The 3,979-nt window shown below is 61.1% G+C and carries 4 protein-coding genes and 1 tRNA gene; 3 read left to right on the top strand and 2 right to left on the bottom strand.

What is annotated here, in order from left to right:
- Nucleotides 1-1,042 (bottom strand): type III-A CRISPR-associated protein Cas10/Csm1 (gene cas10 / locus Q0288_RS11530; RefSeq protein WP_299430543.1); only part of this gene is annotated, 1,042 nt, incomplete at its 3' end.
- A gap of 95 nt (nucleotides 1,043-1,137) precedes the next feature.
- Between cas10 and Q0288_RS11525 the strand changes: the two genes are divergently transcribed.
- Nucleotides 1,138-1,224: transfer RNA gene (locus tag Q0288_RS11525), tRNA-Leu, on the top strand.
- Nucleotides 1,225-1,484: 260 nt separating this feature from the next.
- The gene (locus tag Q0288_RS11520; RefSeq protein WP_299430541.1) at nucleotides 1,485-2,705 is read left to right on the top strand and encodes an RtcB family protein; all 1,221 of its coding nucleotides are present in this window, start codon (nucleotides 1,485-1,487) and stop codon (nucleotides 2,703-2,705) included.
- 303 nt (nucleotides 2,706-3,008) lie between these two features.
- On the opposite strand, the gene Q0288_RS11515 is transcribed toward Q0288_RS11520, so the two are convergent.
- Nucleotides 3,009-3,554: a DUF4256 domain-containing protein gene (locus tag Q0288_RS11515; RefSeq protein ID WP_299430539.1), complete on the bottom strand. Its 546-nt coding sequence runs from the start codon at nucleotides 3,552-3,554 to the stop codon at nucleotides 3,009-3,011.
- A gap of 178 nt (nucleotides 3,555-3,732) precedes the next feature.
- Between Q0288_RS11515 and Q0288_RS11510 the strand changes: the two genes are divergently transcribed.
- Nucleotides 3,733-3,979: hypothetical protein (locus Q0288_RS11510; protein ID WP_299430537.1), on the top strand; the 247-nt coding region annotated here is incomplete at its 3' end.

Genomic DNA, 3,979 nt, shown 5'->3' with positions numbered 1-3,979 from the left:
CCTGATCCAGGGCCCATTTTTCCCATTGCTGCTGGGTTTCCACCAGGGCCTGGTGCACCGCTTTGGTATTAGGCAGGAGCAGGTAAAACTTGCCCCCGGCGCTCATGATGCGCTGCAAAGGGGTAAGGCCTGTGCGATGTAGCAACTCCAGGCCCAGGGCTTCGGCAGCAAGGGAGACCTCGAGGCTGCGCGCCCGGAGCCGCTTGGCCAGGCCCCCCACTCCGGTCTGGGCCCCCTGAATGCGGTAAATGTGGCTCTGGATGCCGCCCAGGTCACCCAGAACCAGCAAGAACTTGTCTTGGCTATCGTTTTTGAGGGCCTCGAGGGTGGGGTTACCCCCGTGGTAGGCCCATAGTGCGGCTGCGATAGCCCCGGTCAGGCGCAGGTGATCGAATAGCGACACCTCCGGCTCGCCCTGGGTGTCGGAGGGTACGTTCCAGAGTAGCTCCTGGAAGATGCCCAGCAGGTTGGCAAGCAAGCCTTCCGGGCCTGGGTTGTGGCGAGCGAGCTGTGCCAGGCGCTCATCAAGCCGTTCGATTATCCGCCGGTAGGTGTCGCTGGAAACATTGGGTCTGGCCTCAGGGTAAGCTTCCCCCGGTTTCAGGCCCACCTCCTGCCCTGCCCGTACCTGGCTATAGCCCCACTCAAGCTGGCCGTAAGCCCCCTGCACCCGCAGGCTGGCAAAGACCGACTTGAGGGGAACCGCAGTTGCGTGTCTGGCGTCTATCTCGCCCGCTTCGACCCTCTCCCGAGAGGCATAGGTGTCAGCCAGAGCCACGCACCACTCCGCAGGTGTGCGGGGCTGGTACTGGGGTTTATCGTGCCAGCCCTCGTGATGTCGGGCCGCCGAACCCGTCAGCCAGTCAAGGTCTGGGACAATTTTCTGAAAAAGCTGGGCATGCCGACGGATGGCCCACTCGGTATAAGCAGGGTGACTCCGGTCCGCAAGACCCTCCGGTACATTCCCCCAGTAGGCCCGCTGATAAATCTTGCCCAGATCATGCAGTAACCCAGCCAAGGCCAGCGATGTCACAGTTTGCATACTCGGGTCTTTCTACCACAACCAATACCCTGGCCTCAGGTATTTTTGCCATCCTTGACAAGCGTCCGCCGCCCCACTAACCTGTAATTTGCCCTGCCGGGGTGGTGGAACTGGTAGACACGCTATCTTGAGGGGGTAGTGCCCGTAAGGGCGTAGGGGTTCAAGTCCCCTTCCCGGCACCAACCGAGTCAGGCTTCTCCCATCCCCTCTCCCGACGGGGGGTCGGTAAGGAGAAAATAACCATGCTTGGCCCGATCGCACCACTCAACCCGAGTTCCCGGCGGGGTATCTTCTTGCGGGCTAGGCGGCGTTTTACCGGCTAAACCAGACCTTCGCGCTACCCGGGCCCGCAGACTTTGCGGGCTTTTTTGGTATAGCAGACGGGAGGCAAGACCTTGCGTCGCTCCGGAAGAACGATGGCCGACATCCCTCGAGGTGGATCATGCGATACGAGAATGGTATTCCAGTCTTCGGCGATCACGACGCCCAGACCCTGGCGCAGCTTCGGGATGTGGCCAGTCGGGCCGAAAAAGCTGCGCTGATGGCGGATGGACACCTGGGCTACATCATGCCCATCGGCGGGGTGGCGGCCTATCGCAACAAGGTCTCGGTGGCGGGGGTGGGCTTCGATATCGCTTGCGGCAACGCGGCCATTCGCACCGACCTGAAGCGGGCCGATGTGGAGCCCTATCTGGAAAAGCTGGCGGATGAGATCGCGGCCTCGATTAGCTTTGGCGTAGGCCGCAGCAACAAAGCCGACGATGCCCCCACCGACCATCCGTTGTTTGCAGACCCTGCCTGGGGCGCCCTGCCCGACAAGACGACCCGCGAAGCCCTGCGCCAGAAAGCCCGCGCCCAGTTGGGCACGGTGGGCTCTGGCAACCACTATGTGGATGTATTCGGGGATGAAACCGGCCACATCTGGGTAGGCGTCCACTTTGGCAGCCGGGGGCTGGGGCATACCATCGCCTCGGGTTTTATGGCCCTTTCGCAAAACCGCCCCTGGAACACCAGGGGCAAAGAGGTGGAGGCGCTGCTCGAGCTGGACTCCGAACTGGGCCAGGGCTACTGGGCATTAATGAACCTGGCGGGCCAGTATGCCTATGCAGGGCGGGAGTGGGTGGCCCGCAAGGTGGTGCAGATTCTGGGTGGTAAGGAGCAGGAGCTCGTCCACAACCACCACAACTTCGCCTGGAAGGAGACCCATGGCGGGGAGGAGGTAGTCATTGTCCGCAAGGGCGCGACCCCGGCCTTTCCCGGTCAGAAGAGTTTTGTGGGCGGCAGCATGGGCGACGACGCGGTGATCCTGCAGGGGGCAGTGGATGCGGGCGCAGACACCAAAACCATGCAGGAGGCCGCGCTGTTCTCCACCATTCACGGTGCGGGCCGGGTGATGAGCCGCAAACAGGCCATGGGCAAAATCCACCACAAAACCAGAAAAATTATCAAACCAGGGCTGGTGACCCCAGGGGCCATGCGGCAGTGGATCGAGCAGAAAGGCGTACTCCTGCGCGGGGGCGGCCTCGACGAAAGCCCCCACGTCTACCGCCGCCTGCCCGAGGTGCTGGCGGCCCAGGGCCCCACCATCCAGGTGCTGCACACCCTGAAGCCCCTGATTGTGGTGATGGCGGGGGCGGATGAGTTTGACCCGTATAAGGACTAACGGACAAAACCCAACCAGGCAGCAAGTCGTCGGTTGCAGCGAGTAGTTCCTCCGCGCGTCGTAGGGTACCAGTTCCGTACCTGACTGTATGATCCGCTCGAAAACCGTCGCCTGCAACTCCTCGACTGCCTGGTCTTGGCATTAATGCCACCGGGTTGGCGCCCGAGAACGGGTAAGTATGCCGCAGCCGCAGGATCGCATTCTCCCTGGTGAATTATTGGGCTAAATGGCCTGGGTTTAGCGGGGATTCTGGTACTTGTAATGCAGTACCAGGGTTGGCCTTGAGGATGCCGCCTGATCTGCCTAAACCCTGAGCGAGCCCCGGAAGCCTCGAGCCGCATAGTACGAGTCTGCCCCGTTGTGATACACGAATATATGATCGTAGCGGCAGTCGCCAAAGAGGGCCCCGCCGAGTTTTCGGATGGCCTGGGGGGTTTTGAGCCAGCTCGAGGTCTTGGTATCAATACGTCCCAGTTTTTGTAGTTCTCGATACTGCGCTTCGGTCAAAATCTCGATACCCATCTCCGAGGCCATATCCAGCGCGGAATTGCTTGGCTTGTTTTGTTTTCTCGACTCGAGGGCTGCGCGGTCGTAGCAGAGGCTTCGGCGGCCCCTGGGGCTTTCCACCGAGCAGTCGTAGAACAGGTATTCGCCGGTCTGGGAGTCGTAGCCCACCACATCCGGCTCGCCGCCGGTGTTTTCCATCTGGTAGAGCGAGGCCAGTTTGCCGGGCTGGGCTTCCAGCTTTTGCTGTACTTCAGCCCACTTTAGCTCCTTATGGCGGCGCATGTTTTGCTCAAAGCGGGTTTGCAGGATCCGCAGCAGTTCGTGGCCTTGTTTGGCGGTCATTGGGGCCTCCCTTCTTAACCTGGACAAAGCACCCAGAGCGATTCGGGTTGCTTCGCTCCTATCGTAAGACAGGTCTGTACTGGCGGCACTGGGGCCAGCAGCAAAGATGGTTCTGCTCAGACCAAACGCGATTAATGCCGTAATGAGCAGGTTGGTGCGGTAGTATCTAGACAATTGTATGCCCCAAAACTCGGTTCGACTGATGGGCAGACCCCAGGTGGTGCTGGGCTCGGAGACACTGCTGTTCCTCCAGGACAAGCGCTACCTGCTGCTGGCCTACCTGGCCCATAGCGGCGACTGGATCAGCCGCGAACACCTGGCCTACCTGTTCTGGTCGGAGTCGGAGACCACCACTGCCCGCAAGAACCTGCGCCACCTGCTGGCCAGGGTAAGGGCGCTCGAGTGGCAGCCAGATCGGAAGAGCG

The organism is uncultured Meiothermus sp., from assembly GCF_937863175.1.
GTDB lineage: Bacteria > Deinococcota > Deinococci > Deinococcales > Thermaceae > Meiothermus.
Note: the sequence above shows the minus strand (reverse complement) of the source record. Positions and strands in the feature narration are given on the sequence as shown.